Consider the following 23,013-nt stretch of genomic DNA (forward strand, 5'->3'; position numbering starts at 1 on the left):
ACTGAAAGTTGCAGCACAGTCCTCTCCACTGTACGGCACAAGGTCAAAAGGTCTGGATAAACATTTATGACATTTGTCGGAAAGTGCCGTGTTCCTGATTTACAAAGTGCCCCGGCACAGGGCTGTTTTCAGCCTGCATACTCACATGCTAAAGAGATCAGGCTGTTTCTGAAAAGAAGTGCACAGATCATATACGTTACGGCCAGTAAGCTGCCCTCAATGCTAACCAGAGAACAGCTTGCTTACTGCACAGCATTGCCCCCATCTGCTCTGATGAACCGGAGGTTCATTCAGTGCTCAGGGTTAATGCAGCTGTGCAATATCTGACCGGGTAATAGACCCGGCAACAGCACAGCGCCGCAGCACCGGGGCGTCAAGATACAAACAGCCCCTGGTGCGATATTTTCCCCCGCATTATTGTGCAAAGAAAATTCATATGCAAGACGTTAATCTATATGAGGACAAATAAAATCACACACCTGTTTTGCATGCATGGTGTCAGCAACGTGGAACAATCCTCAAAAAATTCAGATCAGCAGCCCCATCCTAGTTACTATGTTCCACGGTCATTTTTTCTTCAGAAATTTTCATCACCACGCCCTCGCATCACCATGACCAATTACGTCCCGTCCCTCTTTACAACCCCCAAAACCCTCTTACCAATACCATTGGTATCCCTTTTGACTAAATTTCTGTCTACTCAGCAGAGCATGCGTGCTCGATTTAACTTGTATGACAAGTCAAACTGGTCCAAGAGCAATGCACACAAAGCCGCACCCCATAACGGCTCCTGTGATTACACAGCCATTACCAGCCCTGACCAGGAGCTTGGACTGCTGTCATCAAGATCATGACATTGGCAGTTGGCTCCCCCAGCATGGCTATAAATGCCGTGGCTGGGATGGCTATCTCCTCAGAAGCCATGATGTAAAAGGATCAATGCTGAAGGGAAGTGCTTGCTGACTGCCATCACTGCTATGGTTCAGACCTTGGCCGCCATAACCTCTCAGTTTCAGTGACTGATGTCGCCCAACCTGTGCTGACTGACCTGATTCAATGGTCATCTGCTTTATGGGCTGTAGCCAAACAGGCCTGCGGCGGCTGCGCAGCTGTGTTCCTGCGTTGCTGCGTTGCTGTGTAGCAGCATAAAGTCTGGCTCATACCTCTGCCTGTCATGATGCTACGGTGAGGCATGGGTACTTTTTGAGGCAGAGCGAGAAATGAAACGGTACTTTTGAATGTGACTTTTTGAGGTCAATGCTGCGGATGGGTGGTTTAGCTTCCTGATGATGGACAGCCTGAAAACAAGCTTTTGTTCAATTATGGCGGGAAACCAGGACTTTTGGAGCTCAAAAGGCCCTGCCAGTCGGGATCATTGGGTGATTTTGCCTTTCTTTATTGCGATATTGTGAGCCATGTTACGGTTACGCATTACCGGATCTGTTACTATTACAGGAAATAATTGTCCAGTATTCTAAAGCAGCGTCTGAAGGCAACTTCGGGTCCTGCTTTTTTAATTTATGGGCCCCGCATTTCTAATGCCCCTCTCAAATGGCCCTTGCACCTGCAAGGCCGCCCACTTCAGATCCTGTCTTTATTCCCGCTTTCTCTGATCCAGTCCATGACTGATCCTGCTGCCTGGCACCTGAACTCCCCGAAGCCCGGCTCCTTGTCTCTGCTCTCAACCTGCCCCTGCATTAAGAACCTGCAGCTTCATGGTCATGATGATGCTCCTCTTCATGGTAATGTTGATGCTATTGCCCATGCTCAAGCATCTGCAAGCCTGATAATGACTTCCCAACTGTCTTACAATCTCCCGGTTCATGCAGCAGTCTAACACCGCCACATGGCCGCCTTTTCAGGCTTACCAGCCTTATCTGGACTAAATCGCCTCACAGTAAAGCAAATCCCTACGAGTGCAAACCGAAGCGTAACGAGCTGTACCGTACCAGCGCAGATCCGTATCAGCCTGTGCCGTATCTGCCTATGCTGGATCAGTCAGGCACACCTGACGAGAGCCGAAGCTTCCAGACTTTCCCAGACGCGCATAGAGCAACTGTCCCATACATGCTGCCGCACCGGCACTACCGCTAACACTCAGCGGTACTGAACCGTTCCGTGCTTCTACCCTCATGCATCCCCATGACAGCTGGTGCTTAACTTCAGGCCCCAGCTGGCCCCTGCAGGGGCAGCTGTGCAGCAGAAAGGAGTTTTGCCTTACTGATGAATGTAGGGGCAAAGCTGTCCATCTCATATTCCCCCTGCCTCTATGTATCCCAGCCAGATTCATCACCTGAACACCTGACTGCGGTCCGTAGCCCCCCAGAGAGGCTAATACCTCTCTGCAGTTGTGTATTTCTTAAACTCAGTCAATGCATGCAACCATTCGTGCTTTCAACCCCTCACGCAGTCATTCCGTAAGTACCGTTATAGCCTCATTGATTCATTCGCTCATTGCTGAATTGGCTCTACGACTCAACGATTCAAGGCTTCAAGGACTCATTGTCCCATTCAGTCGCCACATCTCATTCCATTTCATTTCAAGCCTGCTTTCAACCCAATCACTCCCCGGGTCGACCAGCGATTCTTACCACTGTTTCAACTCCTGAACTTTTTCAACCAGGCAAAATAATTCCCCCCATTCACCCCACTCAACTCAGTGAGCTCAATTCAACACCATCTCATGCCATGCCATGCCAACCCATCCCTTGCTATGCCATCAACAGTATTTATAAACTACTTTGTAAAGCGTACATCGTATTACCAAGGTGATGCTCTGTTTGGGATCAAGTCCTTTTGCTGTGAACAGATATGACAGGGCCGGGCCTGCTTCTGGCAGGTCCGGCCCTGGTGATTAGTGATTTTGTCATGTCAGGTAATGGCTATGGCCATTACCATGGCCACAACGGCATTTTGAGCCATTGGCGGCCATTGACCACCCTGAGTCAGCATGGAGGACACAGGTCATGGCAATGCCAGCCCCTGATTTGTAGCCCGTCTCATGCCACTGCTCAGGTCAGTGCCTGATCCCATACCCATGCCTGTGGCTCTGTCTGTAGCTGTGGCTGTGGCGGTGACAGCCCCTTACTGTTGCCGTGACGGGGCGTTGGCCAGGGATCCTCCGGGGTTGCAGCATTAAGCTGGCAGTGGTGACGTGGCAGCTGCGGCAGCAGCGGCCCCGGTATGGCGCAGCCGGGCGGCAGGCTTGTATTGCCGTGGCCTTGCCCTTGGTGGGCATGGCTGGGCCTGGCTGGGCAGTGCCGGCCTTTGGCTTTTGCTTTGGCTATGGATTTGGCGGTTGCCTGGCTGCCGGGCTGCCTGGTTGTGTGCCGGGGTCAGGTTGACGGGAACTCGAAGTTGAGGTCTTCGGCAGCCATTTCGTTGCTGTACGGGTGGAAGCTGCGGATTCCGGCATCGACCAGCTCCATTTCCTCGGTGACCTTGTGCACGGCTCCCATTACGCGGAAAGGATCCCAGAGCAGGAAGTCAATAAAGAGATACTCATGACTCAGGGCAATGCCGGTGCTGGCAAATGAAGAGCGGCCACATTCTGTCTTGAGACGGCCTATGTACTCCTCACGGAAGCACAGACAACGCTGCTTGAGCTCATCAAGCCTGTCCTCCCTGATGCGGTTGTCCTCACCTATGAAGTGCTCATCGAGGCCAACGAGATTGCACATAGGTATGGTGGCATAGCATGGCAGTATGCCCCACTCATAGCATGACATGGTGGCACTCTGGTCAAACTCGGTCATGAAGTCCTCGAGCTCGTAACAGGTAGTTACAGTCCAGAAGGCCTCCAGACGCAGGGCAATGCTCTCTTCAATGGCATTGGCTTCTTCGCTTTGAGGGACTGGTTCACGCTCATAAAGTATGTCAGAGAAGAAGTCGAGCTTGTTATTTGCCCAGTACTCCTCAAAATTAACTCCCTGTACCGGCAGACCACGCTCCATCATGAAGTCATTGAGTCTGGTAAGCGGAATACATACATAGTGAGGTAAAGAGCCTTCTGGATTGTTCCCAGCTGATGCCAGAGCTGCGAGCTGGGCTGCAACATCAGCCGGTAACGGGTTCTTGGGAGCAGTTCCGTCCTGAACTCCCTGGAATAAATCCATGGCAGCCTTGACGGCATCGGCTGCTGCGGCGGCTGAGGCAGCGGCAGCGGCTGAAGCATCGGCAGCATTGGCTGCAGCACCACCTGGCACTGAGCCTGAGTCGGTGGCAGAGCCCTTACTACTATATGTACCTCCAGCTGCGACTTTTCCGGCAGCTGAGCTATTGCCATTACCATTGCTGTTGCCGGAGGCTTTGCCGGCCTTGCCATCTGGGCTCCTGGCATGTGAACCGGAAATAGCCTCCAGAGAAGTACCTGCAATCATGGCGGTTGCAGCGACCAGTAAAGTGGCGTCCACACCGGCAGCCTCCAGGGCGGCCTTGTTATCGTTCAGTGCTTCTACTGCTGCTACAGCGGCACTGGATGGTTGTGAACCTGTATGCTTGCCCGCTCCGGCTGACTTGTCCTTACTACCGGAGGTGCCGGCTGCAGCAACAGCTGAGGCAGGGGCATCAGACGTGGCAGTTGCATCCTGTACTGCATGCGTGTCGGCAGCGCTGGCGTTGCCACACGAAGCCGCAGTGCCTGAGTTGCCGGATTTATCCGAGCTGGCTGAGGCACCTGCAGAGCCTTGCTGGAGGGCACTCTGGTTGCGGTCAGTCTCGTTGACGTCAGTGCTGGCAGTGGCACTGTCTGATGCGCTGCTGCCTGCACTTTCAATCTCACAGCTGCCCACCGGCAATGGTGAGTCACGACCCTCATCGGCTTTAGAACGTCCGGCATCATCCTCAGCACTTTGCAGCTCCTGTGATGAAGACATAAGACCATTGATAAAAGCCTCCATACTGTCAACAGAGCTGCCTGAGGTATGGGCTGGGGAACTCAATACCCCTGAGCCAGTGCCTGCCCCAGGTGCTGACACTGCGGCTGTGACAGAGGCAGCTGCCTTTGCGGATGAAGCTGATGGGGCAGAGGCTGCTGATGAAGGCGATGAACCGGCCTGCGGTACTGAGCCAGCGGCTGACGCTGCTGCAGCAGAGCTGCTCTTAGGCTGCTGCGCAGCAGTGGAGCTGGTGCCGGATGACGCTGCCGGGCTGCGGCCTGCCAAGTCAGGGGCTGGGGCAGCAGCCGGGGCAGCGGCAGCTGCGGCCTCGTTTTTCTGAGTCTTGGCCTGCAGCTCAGCGTCGAGCTGGGCACTAAGCTCTTCCATAAGACTGTCGTAGTCGTGAAACGAAGCATTGCGGCCATGATCTGAACTGCGGTCATTACCATGCCTGTCATGACGCTTACCGCTTTTGTTCCTGTCTGTGCCTTTGCTCCTGTCGGTGCTTTTGCTCTTGTCTGTGCCCTTGCCTGATGCGCTGGAGTCCTGGTCTATGCCTGTACCCATGGCGCTGGCACCAGTTCTGGAGCTGGAGGAGGTTGCAGACTTACTGCCCAATGTGCCCTGGTCTCCAGAGATGCTGATGCTGCTCTGTGAGCCTGTCTCACTGCTCTTATCATCGCTGTCATCTGACCAGAAAGAGGCTCTATGGGAATTGATATAGAGGCTGGACCATGGGCGGCTCTTATGCAGCTGTTGCTCACGGGACCTGTCATTTGTCTGAGACTTTGCGGTTACAGCAGAGCCGGCACCTGCATTAGCTCCATTTTTGTTTTTGGCTCTCTCAGCATTGGCCTTCATCATGGCAGCAATTCTGGCCTGATCATGAGTCATTGGCAGGGCAGTATCGGTAGGCGAAGATGGAGGAGCTGACATTGGATTTGAGCCCAGCCGGTCCGTATTTCTCGATTTGGATGCAGATTTGGACGTGGATCTGGTCTTGAATCTGTTGGTGGAACTGTAGCTGGACTGGGCCCTGCTCAGGACACTGGATGGACCGCTGGCAAAGGCATTGGTCGGGCTGCTGGCAAAGGCATTGGTCGGGCTGCTGGCAAAGGCGCTGGACAGGCCGCTGGTAAAAGTGCTGGACAGGCCTCTTCCCATAGAGCTGGACTGATTCAGGCCCAGAGATCCGTTACGGGTTCTGCCAGAAGAGTTCGACTGGTTTCTTGCCACGGCACGAGACAGCGAGTGTGACTTTACAGAACTCTTAGTCAGAGAACTGGCCAGTGAATAATGTGAAGAGCGGCCCTGCGACAGAGTTCTTGACAGTGAATAGGAGCTGGAGTGGCCATAGCCCATAGACCTGTTCACTGAATGGGTCTTACTGTAACCTGATGCCAGAGCTCTTGACAGAGATGTAGACTGAGACTGGCTCTGTGCCATAACCATGGCCAGAGATTGCGGCTGGGACTGAGCTCTGACCTGCTCCTGAGCAAAATCAGAGGTCAGGGCATTTAGAAGTGGATTACCAACAATGGTGGTCTCATGACAGGATGATTTGCCGGTATGAGCGCTCTTAGAGTCTGGTTTGCTTAAGTCTGACAGGGCATTTTCAGCAAGACAGCTGCGCAGCAGCTCTGCTGCCGCATCGCTGTCGCCTGAGGCGACAGCAGCTGCAGCGGCACGCTCAAGGCGGACAAACTTTTCATACTGGTCAATGATTTTGTCCAGCCCGGCTCTGTCTGCATCGTCAAGTACTGAGATTTCATCAAAGTACATATTGCAGCCCAGCTCTCCACAGTTGTGGTACAGCAGCTGCTCGAGCACGCGGGCACGCAGCAAATCGTTACAGCCACTCAGTCGTGGGCTGTAGAGCATGATCTGATAGTTAACTACGGTACCGCCAGTGGCACGGGCCTTATCCTCATGCCTCAGGTCAATGTAGACCATCACATCCTCGGCAGTAACTCTCAGGCCACCAAGGGAGCACTCCCAGGTAGTATCACAGGGAATGCCCAGAGTACATACCAGATAATTTTCATGGCGCAGCAGATGCTGAGCGGCCCTGACCAGATAACGCAGGGCATGCAGGCGGCTCAGATGAGGCCCAGCCGGAAAGATAAGCTCAAACCTGGGCTCACCTGGGCCCTTAAAAGGCAGGAAGCGCAGGGAGAATTTCTGACCGGGCAAGGCATTGCCAAGATGCAGCTTAATCTGCTCCAGAGCCTCACGATAACGGCTCTGATAATCGTGCAGAGCAATGGAAGAACCACGGCTGCCTTCATGACAGGCATGATAAAGACGGTCAGAGTAAATGGAAAGTACAGGAATGAGGCTGTCAAAGGCTGTCCAGAAGTCCTTGACGCGACGGACAAAGCTTCTGTTGAACAGAGGCAGGGTCAAAAAGGCCTGACAGTTGTTAAGGCGGTTTTCCACCACCTTGCGCTGACTGCGGATAAGCTCATCTTTAAAGCTTGCAGTCATGGCCAGGAATTCATTGAAATGACGGAAAGCACGGGCATAGTTGCAGATTTCATGCAGACACATGCCCATGTAGAAATGCCATTGAGGATAGGTGTTAAGAGAACTGCGCTCCAGAGGAATCAAAAAGGCAGCTCCAGCCTTGAAATACAGAGACTGCACTGAGCCCAGATGATAGTATGCTGCTGCAAGCAGCATGATTTCGCTGTCATCAAGGTTATAACGGTCAATAAGCTGGGCTTTCTGCACCAGACTTACATAATCGCGCTGCTCATAAAGCTCAATCAGCTCATCGTGCAGTTTGACATCTATCATTCCTGTACTCTCCATTAATGGAACTGTACAGATCATACCAGCACACCGCCCCAAAGTCCCGGCACAGGCCTAAAGTCCCGGCACCGTCCCAATGTCCGTGCACAGCCCTAAAGTCCCGGCACAGACCCACCACAACCAGGCCCGTCCCAATGTCCCGGCACAGGCCTAAAGTCCAGGCACAGGCCCAAAGTCCCGGCACAGCCACCACCCACCACAACCATACCCCAGAGCCCAGATCGCCAAAGCAGGCAGAGCTGCAGGTTCAGTTAAAAGTCCAGGCATACGTGATGCTGACTGCCACTCCCACTGTGCAGTACTGCGCAGCACTGAGGCGCCCTGTGTTCAGTGCGCCAGACCTGGCGGCCAGCACAGCAGCCAGATAATGGCTCAGGAGATAGCCGCTGAGCTTTGTTGCAGAGTTGTCAGCGGAGGTGCTGGAGGCTTGCCCGAGCCACAGCCATGGTCAGTTTTTCTGCATGAGAGCCATTGATGACGATGCCCGTGACAGTGAGCTGTCACGGGCATTGGGGTCATGGACCAGCTGGTCGAGTCATTGACCTGATCTTATGGAGTCGGCTACTCCAGGCTGCTGAATGCAGGCTGCCCGGCTCTGGACGCTTGTCAGGCTGCAGCCTGCGGCATTGTGGCAGGCGAGCTGGAGCAGCTGGCTCCAGGCTGCGTCAGCAGGTGCAGCAGGTCATGGAGGCGCGGTAGCCGCTGCGGGCAAACCAGCAGCTCAGATCCCAGGTGATGGTGTGCAGATTGTCATCAGGCAGTCCCCATTTGGCAAGCAGCTGTCTGTTAAGCTCAACAAGCTCTGCATCTTCCCTGAGTATGGCATTGAGCTCATCAAAGAAAGCATATACAGCTGCCAGATCGGCACCACGGGAGCTGGAGGTCATACGCAAATTGCTGCCCAGCCATGCGGCAAAATCGGCGGCATGCTCCTGCTGGTAGAGGTAGTACTTTGACGGATAGCGCAGGAAAAGCCATGCGGTAAAGCTCTGGCTTTCCTTATAGTGCAGTACCCAGTTAGGGTTATCTACAGCAAAGTGGCTGAGCAGCCGGTCAAGGCAGTTCTTGAAATTATCAATACGCTCAGCAAGAGGCTTGCCTTCATCATAAAGCACGGTAAAGGCCTCAACAGTACGCTCCCTGTTCATGCGGGCCATACAGGAAATCATGCCACCTGGGAATGACTTGTCAGCCGGCAGCAGACGATCGGCACTGGCAGTGGCCTTGTCGTACATGCCCACAAAATCGTCACTGCTCAGGTCCCAGTTCTCAGTAAATTCCTTAAGAGCCTGCAGCTTGTGGCTCTCCGAGCCCCACCACTCATTAAAACCTTTCTTATAGGCGGCAACCAGATCGGCCACAACTCTCTTATTAATCATATCCCCTCCGTTAGAACAATCATCGCAGGCAGGCACACCCGGTCCCCACCCCAGTATTCGCAGCTCCGCCGCCAGCTCACCAGCCCCATGCCACAGAACCAAAATGTCACAACACTGCAGCAGCGCAGCAGCTCAACAGCTCAGCAACACAACGGCACAGCACGATACCCTGCCAGCAGTCCGGCATATCACAGTGCCAGCATGGCTTACTGATGACTTCCTGCATGCCTGCCTACCTGCATGCCAGCTTGCACAACGTCCCTGTAAAAGCGTGACCGCGCAGCTGCGGCTTGCAGACAGGCGAGCTTTTATGAGCGTGTGATTGCCTGGCCGCACTCAGTCCCGGCTGCACGCTCACAGGCCTGTGTGAGGTGTGACTGTATGTAAGCATACGGCCCTGTCAAACAGCTGGAGCGGCGAGTCAGCATGCATGCATGCATGCATGCTGACAGCAACGAAAAACAGCCAGAGCCAGAGCAAGGCAAGATCAGCAAGGCAAAATGACCGGCAAAGGCTCAGAACGCAACTCTGCCCGGCCAGCAGGAAGCCCTTACAGCCTTACGGACGCAAGATCTGCATGGTCAGCCCCTAAGCCTTAGACCAGCTCTGCAACTGTCTGCCAAAACAGCCGGCTCAGCAGCCACCAGCACACCTCAGACTGCCAGAAAAGCCAGCCATGCCAGAGCAAGCCTCCCTTACAGGGCATGGAATGGCATGGAATGGCATGGATCTGACCTGCCCGAACCAGGTAAGCTCTGGTGATATGACGGGACAACAGGGCAGGGCCACAGTCATGGTACTTTGCAATGGGTGGCCACCTGTCATGAGCCAGCCCCAGAGACATACTCAGAGTCAGAACATGAGCCATGGCTATGGGCATAGCCATGGTCAGAGCAGGCCAGCACAATACGTGGCAGGCTGCCAGAGCCATCATATGGCCGGGCAGGCATACAAGGCAGACGTTAGACTGACTCGTCACAGGACAGTCCCTGCGACCATGACCTACAGCTGCCAGTAGCATGGTATGCCGTGTCGTGACGTGCATGGCATTGCATGCAAGGGCATGCTTCACACGTCAATGTATGGCAGGGCCGCTACAGCCACAGGACAGTCCCGGACCGGCTCGGCTCGGACCAGCTCAGGCATTGAACTGCAGAGCTGTCAGAACTGAGTGCTATCGAATACATGTCAATGATTATATGGGCCCCACTGATATCAGTCAGCAAAATTATCTTCAGCACTGTACCTGCATCACGCTGCCGGGCATAAGCTGCAACAAAAACGCAGCGCTCCTCTCATGAAAATGGCATTTATAACCACAATGGAGCACCATACAGGCCTTCCTGGGGCACAGGAGCTACACCCCTGAACTCCGCCTGACCCAGATGGCCCAACACGCCGCCTGGCCTCCTGACTTCCAGACTGCTCTGCATCAGAAAGATGAATGAACTGAAGCAGATGATGCCAGCGGATGGACGTCTGCACTAAGATTAAATAACCGATTGAAGGCGGAAACGATGGCTGGATGCATGGTTCGATTAATGGTCGACTGCAACGACTGATGATGGATGAAGGACTGACTGATTGACAGGCAAGCTGTCTGGCTGGTCAACTGTTCAGCTGGGAAGAGAGCCAGACTCATTAAATGGACAAACTAACGAACGAACAAATGGATGGATGGATGGATGGATGGAATGCTGGCTTGATGGTTTGATGAATGGATGAATGCCTTTATGGACAAGTGGAAGACTGGAGTCACTACTCTGGCTGAGCTGTGAGCCACAGAGGCTGAGTGTGGTTAAGGCTGCTGAAGGACAGGAGCAAGAGTAAGGGTTAGGGTAAGAAACAGATGCTTCGACTGGTGTTTACAAAGACCGTGTGCCTGCGGGATCTGACCAGTGCTGATGTGCCAGGGAGTATGAGAGGTGATTGCCGCCCCAACTGTGCATCCCAAAGCAACTGTCGCTTCTGTCCGTATGCGCACCTGGCCCAATATGAGCTGCAGTCCCCTGGTGCTGGCATCGACAGCAGTTGCCTGGTCAGCTGTGGCATAAGTCGCTGTGACCATCTCAGTGCTCCTGGTAAGCCACGTCGTCCACCGCAATGGCAGGTGCCGCCTGCAGAATGCCAGCAGGTATGGCGCTACCCTTGTCTGTAAGCGGGCTGGACAGGCTCAAATTCAGTCAGGGTCGCTGCCAGGACGACCAAGTGCGTGTGGAGTTCCGGTTGAGAGCCGGTGGGCAGCAGATATTACGAAGCCTGTTGCTGTTTGGCCGCTGTCCTGTGGTCAAAAACGATGAAAACTTATGCTGGATGTCTGCTCCGGTATAAATGAAAAAGCCCCCTCAAATGACACGGCCGCAGTGGTCGTGAGATTGAGGGGGCTTTTGATTTTGGGGCTGCTCCGCCGGTGCACGGCACTGGCGGAGAGCTTTTGATCTTACGCTAATCTAAAATATTTTAGAAAGCGTAACGCAGGTTACCAGTTAAGCTGAACTCGTCAACAGAGCTGGAGGTGGTGTAGCCAAGGCCGGCACCAACAGACAGACGCTCGGACTGAGCACCGAAGCCTGCCAGTACACCGTAGCTTACGTTATCGGTGAACTCGGTCTTGGTGCTGACGTCGAAGTTGCCTACGCCATCCCAGTGGATAGAACCATCGAGGCTGTCATCGCCAAAGGAGCCAGTGACGTTGAAGTCGATGGAAGGCTGGAAGCTCCACTCCTCAGAGAAGTACTCCTTGGAGATGGTGATACCGGCTGGAATGGTGAACATGGAAGCAGATGAAGTGGTTACGGAACCAACACGGCCGTAATCAGACATTACATCGTAGGAGTCCATGTCCAGACGGGTGTAACGTAAGCCAAGGTGAGGAACGATGTCCAGACCATTGACGCTCAGGTTGATCTGACCGGTAACACCCATGCTTAAGTTGGTGGTGTCAAAGCTGGTGTTGAGCTTACCGACTTCGGTAGAAGCCTTAACGTCAGAATCAACTACGCTGTAAGACAGATCACCTACTACAGAGTATGGACCACTTACGAAGCCGGCATAAGCGCCAATGCTGAAGTAGTCGAAGTCACCGTCAACACCGGTAGCAGCACCCTGACCGCTTGAGTCGCCCTGACCTGCATTGATGGTTACACCATAACGCAGACCGGAATCCAGGGTGTAATCAGCACCCAGAGCAAAACCGGTTAAGGAAGCGTCAGAACCCCAGGAGATGCCGTCAGCATTGAAGCCGTCGGAATCATGATCCTTGTAGATTGGGGAGAGCCATAAGGCAGTGCCCTGACCATTGTTGGCGTAGGACATCAGCTGACCCTGCTGGCCCATGCCAAAGCGACCGGCAACAGCCTCGTAGGTGCCAGTACCGGCAAGCAGAGCAGCCTCGGCAGAACCGGCAAATACACCCATACGTGCAGCTACGTCAGCTGGACGACCATTGGTATCAAGAACAACCTTCTCGAGGAACTCATTTCTGGCTACCTTGAAGATCTTCTTAACTTCCTTGTCGTTTTCCTTATAGGTAACAACAACGAAGTCATTCTTGTTAAAGCCCTGCTGAACTACGAGGTTGTTATCCTTATCGAACTTGGCCTCAAAGTCATAGGCCTCGCGATCAATCAGGTGCTCCTGAACTACAGCTGGAGCTGCAGGTGCTGCTGCGGCTACAGCCTTGGTACCTGCATCAGGCTTGGAGTCAGGCTTCTCTTCTGGCTTGGCCTCAGGCTTGGCCTCTTCCTGCTGGTAGAAATCTTCCCAGTTCTTGGTCAGAGATGCGTAGCTGATTAAGAAGGTACGCATTGGGGCAGAGGCCTCGGAGAAGGCAGTGTCAACTCGTGAACGGTTTAACTTCAGGGTCTGGCCCTTGGTTACTTCACCGGCCTTGAGGGTGAAGTGCATCAGACCGTTGAGAGACTCAACTTCGATGTCATTCTTACCGGCAACACCCAGTACCTTAACACCGGCATTCTCGCCAATGCCCTTATCGGTAAAGAGCACTATGTCACGGCTGTTGATGAAAGCGGAGCTCTCAAGGACAACCTTACCACCCTCACTGTAGATAGCGGCATCATCCTTGTCGAAGTGAACAGCCTTGCCATCCTTGAGGATGTTCTCATCAATGGCCATGATGGAACCGGCACTCATGTAGAGATCTGAGGCAATCTTCTCAGAACCGCCACTCCATACAGCAGAGTACTTGGAATCGGCAGCGGCCTTGCCCAGCTCTGCCTCAACATCGCTCTGCTTGTTAACAGCATCCAGTACCAGACGGGAGCCATCCTTAACAGTCAGAACATTGCCCATGTACATGATGGAACCGGCACCCTGAGTCAGGGAACCACCAATCTGGTAACGGTCAATGAAGTCCATCATGCCCAGGACATCAACGTCAACACCGGTAGCCAGAGCAGCGTTCTTACCAACAACTACCTTACCCTCAACAGTACCGGCATTCTTGGCATCAGTTACCTTGTTACCGAAGTGAGAAACGGCAGCAACAGAGGTTCTGTGACCGTAATCAGGATCAACAAAGAGGGTACCGCCCTTGAGGTTGAGGTTATCAATCTCGGCATAGCCGGTAGCGCTGCTGCGCTTGTTGTCGCCCTCAGAAATAGAGTCGTTACCAACATATAAGGTAGAGGCGTTGTCCTTGAGGTTCACCTCAGTAGCAGTCAGGAAGCCGCCGGCAACATAACCGTCAGCATTCAGACTTAACAGACCCTTGGTGATGTTGGTCTCACCGGCAAAGGTTACATCCTTGGCAGCGGTGAAAGTACCGCCTACTACGGTCTTGCCACCGAAAGTAGTCTTACCGGCCAGGTCAACATTGCCCTTAACCTCAACCTCACCGGACAGGACAGATTCCTTGTCAGCATTGGTCAGATTCAGGTTCTTGCCAACAGTCAGCTTGGTAGGCTCCTTGGCATTCATGCTCAGATAGCCAACCTTAACGTTGTCAGCAACCTCAGTAATACCGCTGTTAAGGGTTACCTTGGCAGTGGTGTCACCTGAAATGTTCTTCAGAGCGGTGGTGTTGCCAGCCTTGCCGTCAACAATCAGGGTAGCCAGGTCATCAAGCTTAACTGCACCGGCCTTACCGCCGTTTGCCAGGGTCATGGTACCAACCTTGGCAACGTCAATACCCAGCAGAGCACCGCCGGAACCGACTACGAAGTACTTCTCTTCACCAACCTGAGTGGCATTGTTTAAGGAAGCATTCTCAGCAAACTTGATGCTGCCGCTGGTCTTGGTCAGATCCTCAGCAGAACCCCAGTTACCGTAGATAGTCTCGTTATTGACATCAGTCAGCTTGGCGTTGAGCAGGCCGTCATTGGTGTAGTTTGGCAGGTAGTTGCCAAAAGCCTTGGCATCATTCCAGGAAACAGTACCCTTGTCAGTTGGAGCCAGGCCGTCAAAGACTACCTTGCCCAGATTTACAGTACCGTTAAGTGAAGACTTCTCACCAAACAGACCGGTGGTCAGCTTGCTGATAGCTTCCTTGGTAATGACAGTACCTTCCTTGAAGACGCTCAGGTTTACGGTAGAACCGGCCTGAGAAACCAGAGCACCACCGGAGGCAAAGGCATCGGTCTTAACATCAAAGGAGGTAATCTTGCCATTGGACTCAGTAGCATTCAGAGCCTTGGTAATAGCATCACCGGACTCAAAGGTTAAGGAAGCACCCTGATTTACCTTGATGGAGTTGTCAGCCAGGGAAATACCGTAGCTGTCCTTGGTCTGAGGATTAGCGGAGGAGTCGCCGGCCTTGAAGCTGCCCTTAATGGTCAGGCTGCCACTTACATCAATGCTCTTGCCAGCATCAACAGAAACCTGAGTGGCCTTAACAGAAGAGCCGGACTGAATCTGAACCTTGCCGTCAACAACCTTGAGGTTGGAGGCAGACATGGAGGCAGTCAGAACGTTACCGTTCTTGTCCTTAATGGTGTCAGCGTTACCAACAGTCAGAGCACCGCCGGAAACTGTTAACTCACCGGAAACATTCCAGTTGCCATACTTTACATTCATGGCAGTACCGGCACCGCTCAGGGTCACGGCCTGGCCAACAGTACCGCCAGAGGATAAACCCTTGTAGGCAACCTTGTCAGTAACAGAGGTATCTACCTCGTAAGTGCCCAGATTCAGAACAGAGTTGGCACCGGAGAATACAAAGCCCTTCTTGGCATTGGTGGACATGTCACCCAGGGTGGTGTAGTCGCCAGACTTAATATTAAGAATACTCTCAGCCTTTTCTGCCTCTGTATCAGACAGATTCATGGTCAGAGTACCAGCCTGGATCTTGCCATTCTGGCCAATATCGATACCGGTAGTTGCATTAACCTCTGTCAGGGTCAGACCTTCGGTAGCGTTTAAGGTACCCTTGGTCATGATTACAGCAGTCTTATCGTTATTGGCGGTTGCCTTAAGATAGGCGGCCTTAACCTCGGTGTCACCAGTCAGTGTGATCTTACCGTTGTTATCAACAGTGAAGATGGAGCCTTTGTTGGCATTGCTCAGGAGCTCAGCAAACTTCTCGCCCTTGATCTTCAGCTCGGCGCCAGAATCGGCCTTGAAGTTGAAGTTCTTGTTGTCATTTGCAGCATTGGCAGCATCTTTTGCGGTAATTGTGGCCTCGCTCAGGTCAATAGTAGAGCCGGAGCCAACTGCAGTAATGGCGCCATTCTGTACAGACAGGTCAATAGTCAGATTGGTCAGCTTCAGGCTGGACTGGTCAGCAAGAGTACCACCAAGACCGGTGTTCTGAACCTTGAGAGTACCGCCGCTGATTGTGATTGCGTTGGATGCAGTGTACTTACCGCCATCAACAGTAATGCCCTTCTGACCAGTCAGGATTACATTACCCTCGATCTTGCCTTCACCGGCTACGACCTTGGTCTTGCCTTCCACTTCCTTGGTGGTAAGGCTGCGCAGGGTGACGTTGTCAGCCAGAGTCAGAGTGCCGCCGCTGGCCTCCATCTTGAGGTTTACAGCCTCAGCACCGGAGAAGCCAAAAGTAGCTGTACCGCTGTAGTTGCTGCCACCAAGAGTCAAGGTGTCATCAGCCTTAAGTACAAGCTTGTCGTTGAGGTTTGCACCAAGGGCCTTGGAAACAACAATATTCTTAGCCTGAATTGTGGACTTAGCTGAAAGGTTAACCGCACCTGCAGCTGCAGTGCTTCCGCCTGCTACACCTGCAACATTCAGACTTACAGTTGTGCCACTTACGTTGTTGCTGCCAGCAGCCACATCAACAGTTACATCATCGATAATCTTGAGTGCAGAGTCAGCCTTTAAGTCAATTGCACCTTGCTGACCACCCTTGCCACTGAGGAAGTCAGTTAATACAGTTGCATCAGAGTGAATCTCGGAGAGGCTCTGAGGGGTATTTGTACCACCAGTAGTTGCAGCAGTACCTGAAACGTTAATTAAACCGCCCTTGCCTGATCCTGTGCTGGTTAAGGTCACACCCTTATCAAACTTTACGATAGAGCCGAACTTGTTGTTTGAAGCGATGTTAAGAATACCGCCAGAGGTTGCATCAGCCTTTAAGTCAATGGTAGAACCAGACTTGAAGTGCAGCACACCACGGTTATCAGCAGCCTTACCAGCCAGTGAAATGGAATCTGTAGCATTGGCATTTACAGTGATATCAAGCTTCTGAGCAGCACCACCAGAATCCTTTTCAAGGTACATTGGGGCCTGCAGACCAGAGCCAGAACCGGCAAACACAATCTTACCGCCGTCAGACAGGATGCTCTTACCTACCATAGCACCGGACTTACCGATAGTAATGGTTGCGCCATTCTTCAGGTCGTAGACTGTCTTGGTTGCATCACCGAGAGTTGAGGTGTGGTCGCCGGATACGGTTAACTTGGCCTTATCAGAGGACATGCTGATGGTTTCAGCAACGAGGGTTGCAACCTTATCAGTATTACCGCCAGTAATGCTTACACTACCATTCTGGACATCCAGCTGCTTAAGAGAAAGGGTCGCACCTTCCTGAGCTGATGTTGTTACCTGAAGCTTTGTGTTGTCGCCATTTACAACAAATGTTGCATTGGCAAGCTTTACATCAGTTAAAGTTGTGGTGCCAGTATCAGGGCCTGTAAAAGTGTTTGTTCCTGCAGATAATGTCAGCTTAAAAGTATTAGTGTTATTTACCGAAGCCTTTTGAGTAATCTGATCTTGGGCATCTGCAATGGTGGTGTCCTTGTTTAAGGTGCCAAGATTAGGGGCGGCTGCCTGGGCCTGGCCGACGGCCAGAGCGGTGGTGAGGATAGTGGCGGTAGCAATGCCTTTGATGTAGGCGCTCTTGAAAATGGCGCGGTACTGAGCCATCAGGAACTTGATGGCATTATTGGTCTGCTTCATAAAAATCAGTTTCTATAAATAAGAGATTAACAAAGGTGTAGTCTACCTAATCCACTTCCGCTGCAGCTTCCTGCTGCCCGGTCCGTGTCTCAGGGACCAGTATGCCTCACTGTTACGGCTGTGCGACCCTCTGTCGCCTGCGGCCTGGGAGGCTGTGGGCTGCTGTTGCAGCCTTATGAAACCGTTATCACCAGATGTGATGAAAAGGCGAATTTTCCTGTCCGCTCAGACTGTGCTGCACCTGACGTCATTACCTTTTTCTGTACATATAACCTGATTACACTGGCCATTTGCAGGTCAGTGCTTGGCAGGTTGTCTGATGTACATGGTGAAGAGGCTGGACTGCTGTTTGCTCTGTGCGCAGCTTGCGCCACATGCAAACAGTGGAATGGTGAGCTTTCTGACCTCCAGGCCTGCATTTTCAGGCTTGTCGGTCTGCTGAGATCTGTCTGCCGTTATCAGCGTTTTCATCTGTATGCTGAGGGCAGTTTTCGTGCGGACTTCCTGAATCACTTTTGAGCTTTGAGCCCAGTGCTGTCTTAATGGCCGGTAACTTTATCCGGAAGAGTACAAGGAGCACGATTTCAGGAAACGTTTTTCATCATACCCAAAAGCTGCAGGCCCCCGTATAAACAGACCTTATGAAGTCCAGTCTTACGTGAGTGCAAAACTTTTGCGCCGCCCTGATAACAGGCAGGCGTTCAGGTAACACAATCTATAAATTTTACCATTTATACAATGCTATAACCATAAATAATTTAAGAAATTACAGAACTTTTTCAACTTTCCTAAGTCACGCTGTTCCTGACCTTGTTTAAGCTTCGCTAAAATCTGATAAATATCGTATTCTTTATATTACTGTCCTGCTGTTTCTGCATATCTAGATTATAGATATATAGTTTTACATCTATTTAATGTAAACGTATTTACACCCTGTTTACGTTTTTCGGCCAAAAACTAACATACAAACGATTTCTGTCAGTAAAAGTTTCTACCAAGACACGACAGCTTCATCAATCATAAACATCAGCCATTCTGCAGATGTTCCAGTAACTTGTCCTGTGACAGCCAATGTTGCTCAAGCATGGTGGGACGCTCCTTCAGTCATAGCAGTAATGCCCACTGCTGGCAATACAGGCAGCAGCAAGACGCAGCTGTCCCTAATTACAGCAACTATGACACATACAATCCGTCCTGCTGTCCGTCAGTGGCTGGGCTTACTGCTGCTCAGAATATGTTTGTGCGCTACCGTATAAGTCGTATCGGTACTTTTGAGCTCCTTAAGCATGAAAGGGATATGGCACACTCGTTTCAGACACCTCAAAGGCTATCCCTGCCCCTTTTCAGTCTGACTCCATCTGTATTGTGCAGGTCCTCTCCCTGATTTCCACTCTTTGCTATGCAGCTCCAAGCCCTGATGTTCCGCTGCACAGTGCTGTGCTGTTCTTCGACGCCATGCGCTGACTTGATCTGCCAGCTTCTCCTACTGTTCTGCGCTAAGCTGCTGCATCTGTCAAGTGGTCTGTTCTGGTCAGATGCGTCTTTGGGGCAAGGCGGCTGCTGGGCAACCGGTGGGCCATGCTGTCAAAGCAGCACATGTCCGGTCTTTACTTATCGGCAATGGGTTATCTGTGCGATAATGTGGCCCGGTTTTCATTATCCGGCCTGTTCGGTCAAAATTCCCTGCCAGGCAGTCAATCGCTGCAGGCAAATCAGACAGTGAGCTCATGATCCTGCTGCTACAGCCTGACCATTGGGCTGTCCGCTGCATGCCCAGTAATAAAAAGTCATTCACTGTCATGCCATTATCCTGCAGCTGGCAGCCCCCTGCGTCCATGAAAGCATGGCTGCGCTCAGCTTCCGCAGATGGACGGTGGCTGCCAGCTGGCAGCATATGCATGGCGTCAACCGTACTGTGGTCTGGGCGCTGCGGCCCAGGTGGCTATGACAGCTGTCGGGCCGTGACATGGGTGCTGAGCCTCGCTGGCCGTGGCAGCTGACGGACGCTGGCTGCAGCCTCTTGGCCGTGGCAGCTGTCGGACGCTGGCAGCTGGCGGACGTTGGCTGCAGCCTCGAGGGCTGTGGCCATGGCGGGCATGGGTAGTGAAAGTCGTTGAGCGTTTTATGTGGCGGGCAGCTGTCTGTGAGGCTGGCCGTGCCGGATTACTGGTGAGTTTTGTTTTTGTTGTTTCAGGTTAGGAGATTAGCTGTGCCATACCATCTTGAGTTTGAGGCCTGTCCCCTCGAGGCAGTTGTCGGTGCCGGGCGTCCAGAACAGTACCGGAGCTCTTTGCTGCACCGTAAGGCCGCCATCTCTCCTTCCCGCCTGAGCGAAGCCGTAGCCCGTGCTCTGGCTCTGTTGCAGTCACGCCTTGCCAGTCAGGAGCCGTCCCTGCAGATTAATGAGGACAACAGACATTACTGCGCCTCCTTGCAGGATGCCCCTTTATGTGTGGCCGCCCTCAATAACCCTGCCTGGCTGATGAGTGGCACAGGCTCTCACCGCAAGCTGGAGCAGCGCAGTGATGTTTACGGCACTGCCGCATTAATTGCCCTGAACATGGCCAACAGTGCCATGCTGCAGCTGGCTGCTACTGCTCTGAAAACCCACCCGGTCGAACGCTCACTGCAGTATTTCTTTGTGCGCCAGCAGCGTGAGTCCCTGCTGTCCGCCTGCAATGCGGCACATGAGACAGTGGAGGCTTATAACAGCTGGCTGTCCGAGGCCGGCTACCGCGACTATACCGACGATACTGGCAGCCTCAACCTGTGCATGCAGCGCAACAATGCCCTCAATGACTACTTTGATTATGTAAAGAACAACTGCAATGAAATTGCAAAGACACTTTACAAACTTTCAGGTGGCAGCTCTGATGGCGCTGGCGCCTCAGGCCGCTCACGCGGCAGCAAAGGCGGCTCTGCCGCCGCTGGCGCGACTGGCGGAGCTGCTGCCGGCAGGTCAAAGGGCAAGGGTAAGGGATCTGCCTGGGGAGCTGCCGAGGCTGTTTTAAGCCCGGCTGAGGCTGCAGAGGCCGAGGCCATAAAGCAGATGGCTGAGCAGGTGCACACTGAGCTTGAAAGCGGTGCAGCCAAAGTAAAGCTTGGCGGCTATGCCGGTCACTGCACAGCAGCTGTCATGGCTGCGCTGCGTCAGGCCGAAATGCTGGTCAGATACTGTGATGAAGAGGCTGCCTTTATTGAGGGAACAGTCAATGGCGATGATGAACTCTGTGCTGAGTCCCGCAAGAAGATGGCTGCCCTGGTACGCAAGATCAAGAAAAATGAGTCAGGCCTCTTTGCCCTGGCCATGCAGCTGCCACGTCCTTTTGCCCTGAGCATGACCGACGGTCAGAATGCCCTTGGAATGGTCAGCCAGTCACTTCGTGATGTCATTGCCCAGTTCCGTCCTGTTCCTGTAAACAGCGATGATGTGGTCTCGGCATCCTTTGATGTCATGACCACAGCCCTGTTCTCTGCCCTGCAAAGTGAGGTGCTCAATTCCATGCACCTGATGGGCAAGGGCAATGAAGGCGTCAACCGTATGGTCGACCTCTTTGAAAACAAGGAATACAACCCGGTACTTACTCTGTACCGTCAGCTGCAGCCACGCATTGCCGCCTATGCAAAATCCCATAAGGCCGTCCGCACTGCAGCCCATACCCTCAATGAAACTGTAACTGCCCTGTACGCAGCCCAGAGCGACTTTGAGGATATTAAGGCTCAGAACAGCACTGCCGGCCGTGAGCTTGAGGAAGCATTACAGGCCGTCAACTGTAAACCATCAGTCACTCTGGACATTGAAGGTGCCGATGGCAGTCCTGCCGGTCACGAGTTTATGGCCGAGCTGCGCCTTATAAAGAATTTGCCGGGCAATGGCGCCCTGCCTGACTCCCGTGGCCCTGAGCATGCTCTGGCTGCCATGGTGGCTGCCTTTGCAGCGGCAGCAGGCGTTCCGGACAACCACACTGAGGGTGAGAGTGTCGACGTAGAAGCAACAGGTGCTGATGCCCGTGCCCAATACCGTCTTAACAAGGCCGTAGTCGATGGCCGTCTGATTGAGTCAGTGCTCAGTGACGGTATGGTCAATGGTGCCCCTTATTTATATCCTCATGCCGGCAGTGAAGACAGCGATCCGGTTGAGGACTACCAGCTCTCTGTAAGCTATATGTACACCCTGTACATGGCCCGCGATGCCGCTGCTGCCCAGTACCGTGAGCAGCTCAAGGCCCATATGGGTGAATGGGGCAGTGATATCCACCAGATAGTAAGAGATGTGCTGCAGCTTGGTACCCTGATTTTCAACCAGTTTGAGCGCATGCGTAATACCGCTCTGCTAAACCGCAGCCGTCGTGACTGGTCTCCATATCCGGCCAAATTTATCTTCCCTTTCCAGGATATCTTAAGTGCCGTCAACCTGCGTCTGGCCTCAAGCATGTGGTTTACCACTGCTGCAGCCCTGTCAAGCATGAATGCCCTGCGTGATGATCTCTTCCTTGAAGAGCGAGCCCCGGTTCCAGAGCGCAAGAGCCGCTCAAAGGCATCACGTGCTGACCTGACCACTGCTCAGGAACGTGAGCTTGAACGCCTTGAGGAATCCGCCCGTGTGGCTGCCCGCGCAGCCGGTCGTCATCTGCCTGATGACAACAGTACACGTGGCCGTCGCAAGGTAATCATCCCTCACCCTGATGAGAGCCTTATTGCCGATACTGATGCCTTATGCTCTGAGGCTGTAAGACCTCTGACAGCCCTGATAGCGCTGGCCCGTGACCATATGCCTGGCCGCCTTGAGCCGCACAAGCGCTCCAGCGCTCACCAGTGGATGGACGAATGCCTGAGCCAGGATATAGAGCAATACCAGTCTGCCTGCCCGGAGGCAGCCGATCTGATTTCCGGCCTTAAGACCATGCAGCTGGCCTGCCTTGATGCTGTGGGCAATATGGAAAGCATCGCCACCCTGCCAGCTGTAATGGCTGATCATGCCCGTGCCGCCACTGCCCCTGAGGTACTGTGTGGTATTGACCCGCAGCTGGCAGGCCAGCTGCTTCCAGTATTCAGACACCGTACTCCGGACCGCGAGCAGTTTGAGGAGCTGTGCTCCTTTGTCAGCGACCCGCTTGGAGCCTCAGTACGCCAGATTAACGAGCACCTGGCCCGCAATCAGGATCTGTACGTCAACATTGCCCTGCATACCCACAGAGTCAATCTCTATGGCTTTATCTCCCGCATGATAAGTGAGCCGGGCCTGCCACGTTACTTCTACAACTCCCATCACCGCCGCTTTGACTTCCCGGCCAACGATGAGGCCCTGAAGAACTGGCGCAGCCGCCCTATGGACCTTGCAGACCTGACCACCACCCTGCTCTCAAAGATCCCGGTATACATCCCCGAGCGATCCAGCCGCAACAGCCAAAGCTGACCTGACGGTCAGCAAGGTGGCCCACCTGGCGCCCAGGTTCGACCTTGCGGGATCCTGGCCGCCAGCATCGCCGTCAAGCCTGAGGGCCCTGAACCAGCCCCGGCCAGGACCTGCCACGCTCACCAGCTCCATCCCTCAGGCAGCTAAGATC

Annotated in this window: 4 protein-coding genes; 1 reads left to right on the forward strand and 3 read right to left on the reverse strand. The window is 53.3% G+C overall.

The window, feature by feature from the left end; genetic code table 11:
• Positions 1–3,335 precede the first annotated feature (3,335 nt).
• From MXE41_RS02640 to MXE41_RS02650, 3 genes are all read right to left on the reverse strand, one after another.
• Entirely contained in the window at positions 3,336–7,676 is a 4,341-nt protein-coding gene (locus tag MXE41_RS02640) for a hypothetical protein (protein ID WP_247099250.1), read from the reverse strand.
• A 680-nt stretch (positions 7,677–8,356) separates the two neighbouring features.
• Entirely contained in the window at positions 8,357–9,070 is a 714-nt protein-coding gene (locus tag MXE41_RS02645) for a hypothetical protein (protein WP_247099251.1), read from the reverse strand.
• Positions 9,071–11,530: 2,460 nt separating this feature from the next.
• A complete protein-coding gene (locus MXE41_RS02650; RefSeq protein ID WP_247099252.1) occupies positions 11,531–17,446 on the reverse strand; it encodes an autotransporter outer membrane beta-barrel domain-containing protein in 5,916 nt (1,971 codons plus the stop codon).
• A 2,209-nt stretch (positions 17,447–19,655) separates the two neighbouring features.
• Here MXE41_RS02650 and MXE41_RS02655 point away from each other — a divergent pair.
• Entirely contained in the window at positions 19,656–22,862 is a 3,207-nt protein-coding gene (locus MXE41_RS02655) for a hypothetical protein (protein ID WP_247099253.1), read from the forward strand.
• Positions 22,863–23,013 lie beyond the last annotated feature (151 nt).

The sequence above is a fragment of the Anaerobiospirillum sp. NML120449 genome (assembly GCF_023051105.1).
Classification (GTDB): domain Bacteria; phylum Pseudomonadota; class Gammaproteobacteria; order Enterobacterales; family Succinivibrionaceae; genus Anaerobiospirillum.

Bases quoted from the DNA above. Each gene is read 5' to 3' on its own strand.
- MXE41_RS02650 (WP_247099252.1), bottom strand. From the start codon at position 17,446: ATGAAGCAGACCAATAATGCCATCAAGTTCCTGATGGCTCAGTACCGC.
- MXE41_RS02645 (WP_247099251.1), bottom strand. From the start codon at position 9,070: ATGATTAATAAGAGAGTTGTGGCCGATCTGGTTGCCGCCTATAAGAAA.
- MXE41_RS02640 (WP_247099250.1), bottom strand. From the start codon at position 7,676: ATGATAGATGTCAAACTGCACGATGAGCTGATTGAGCTTTATGAGCAG.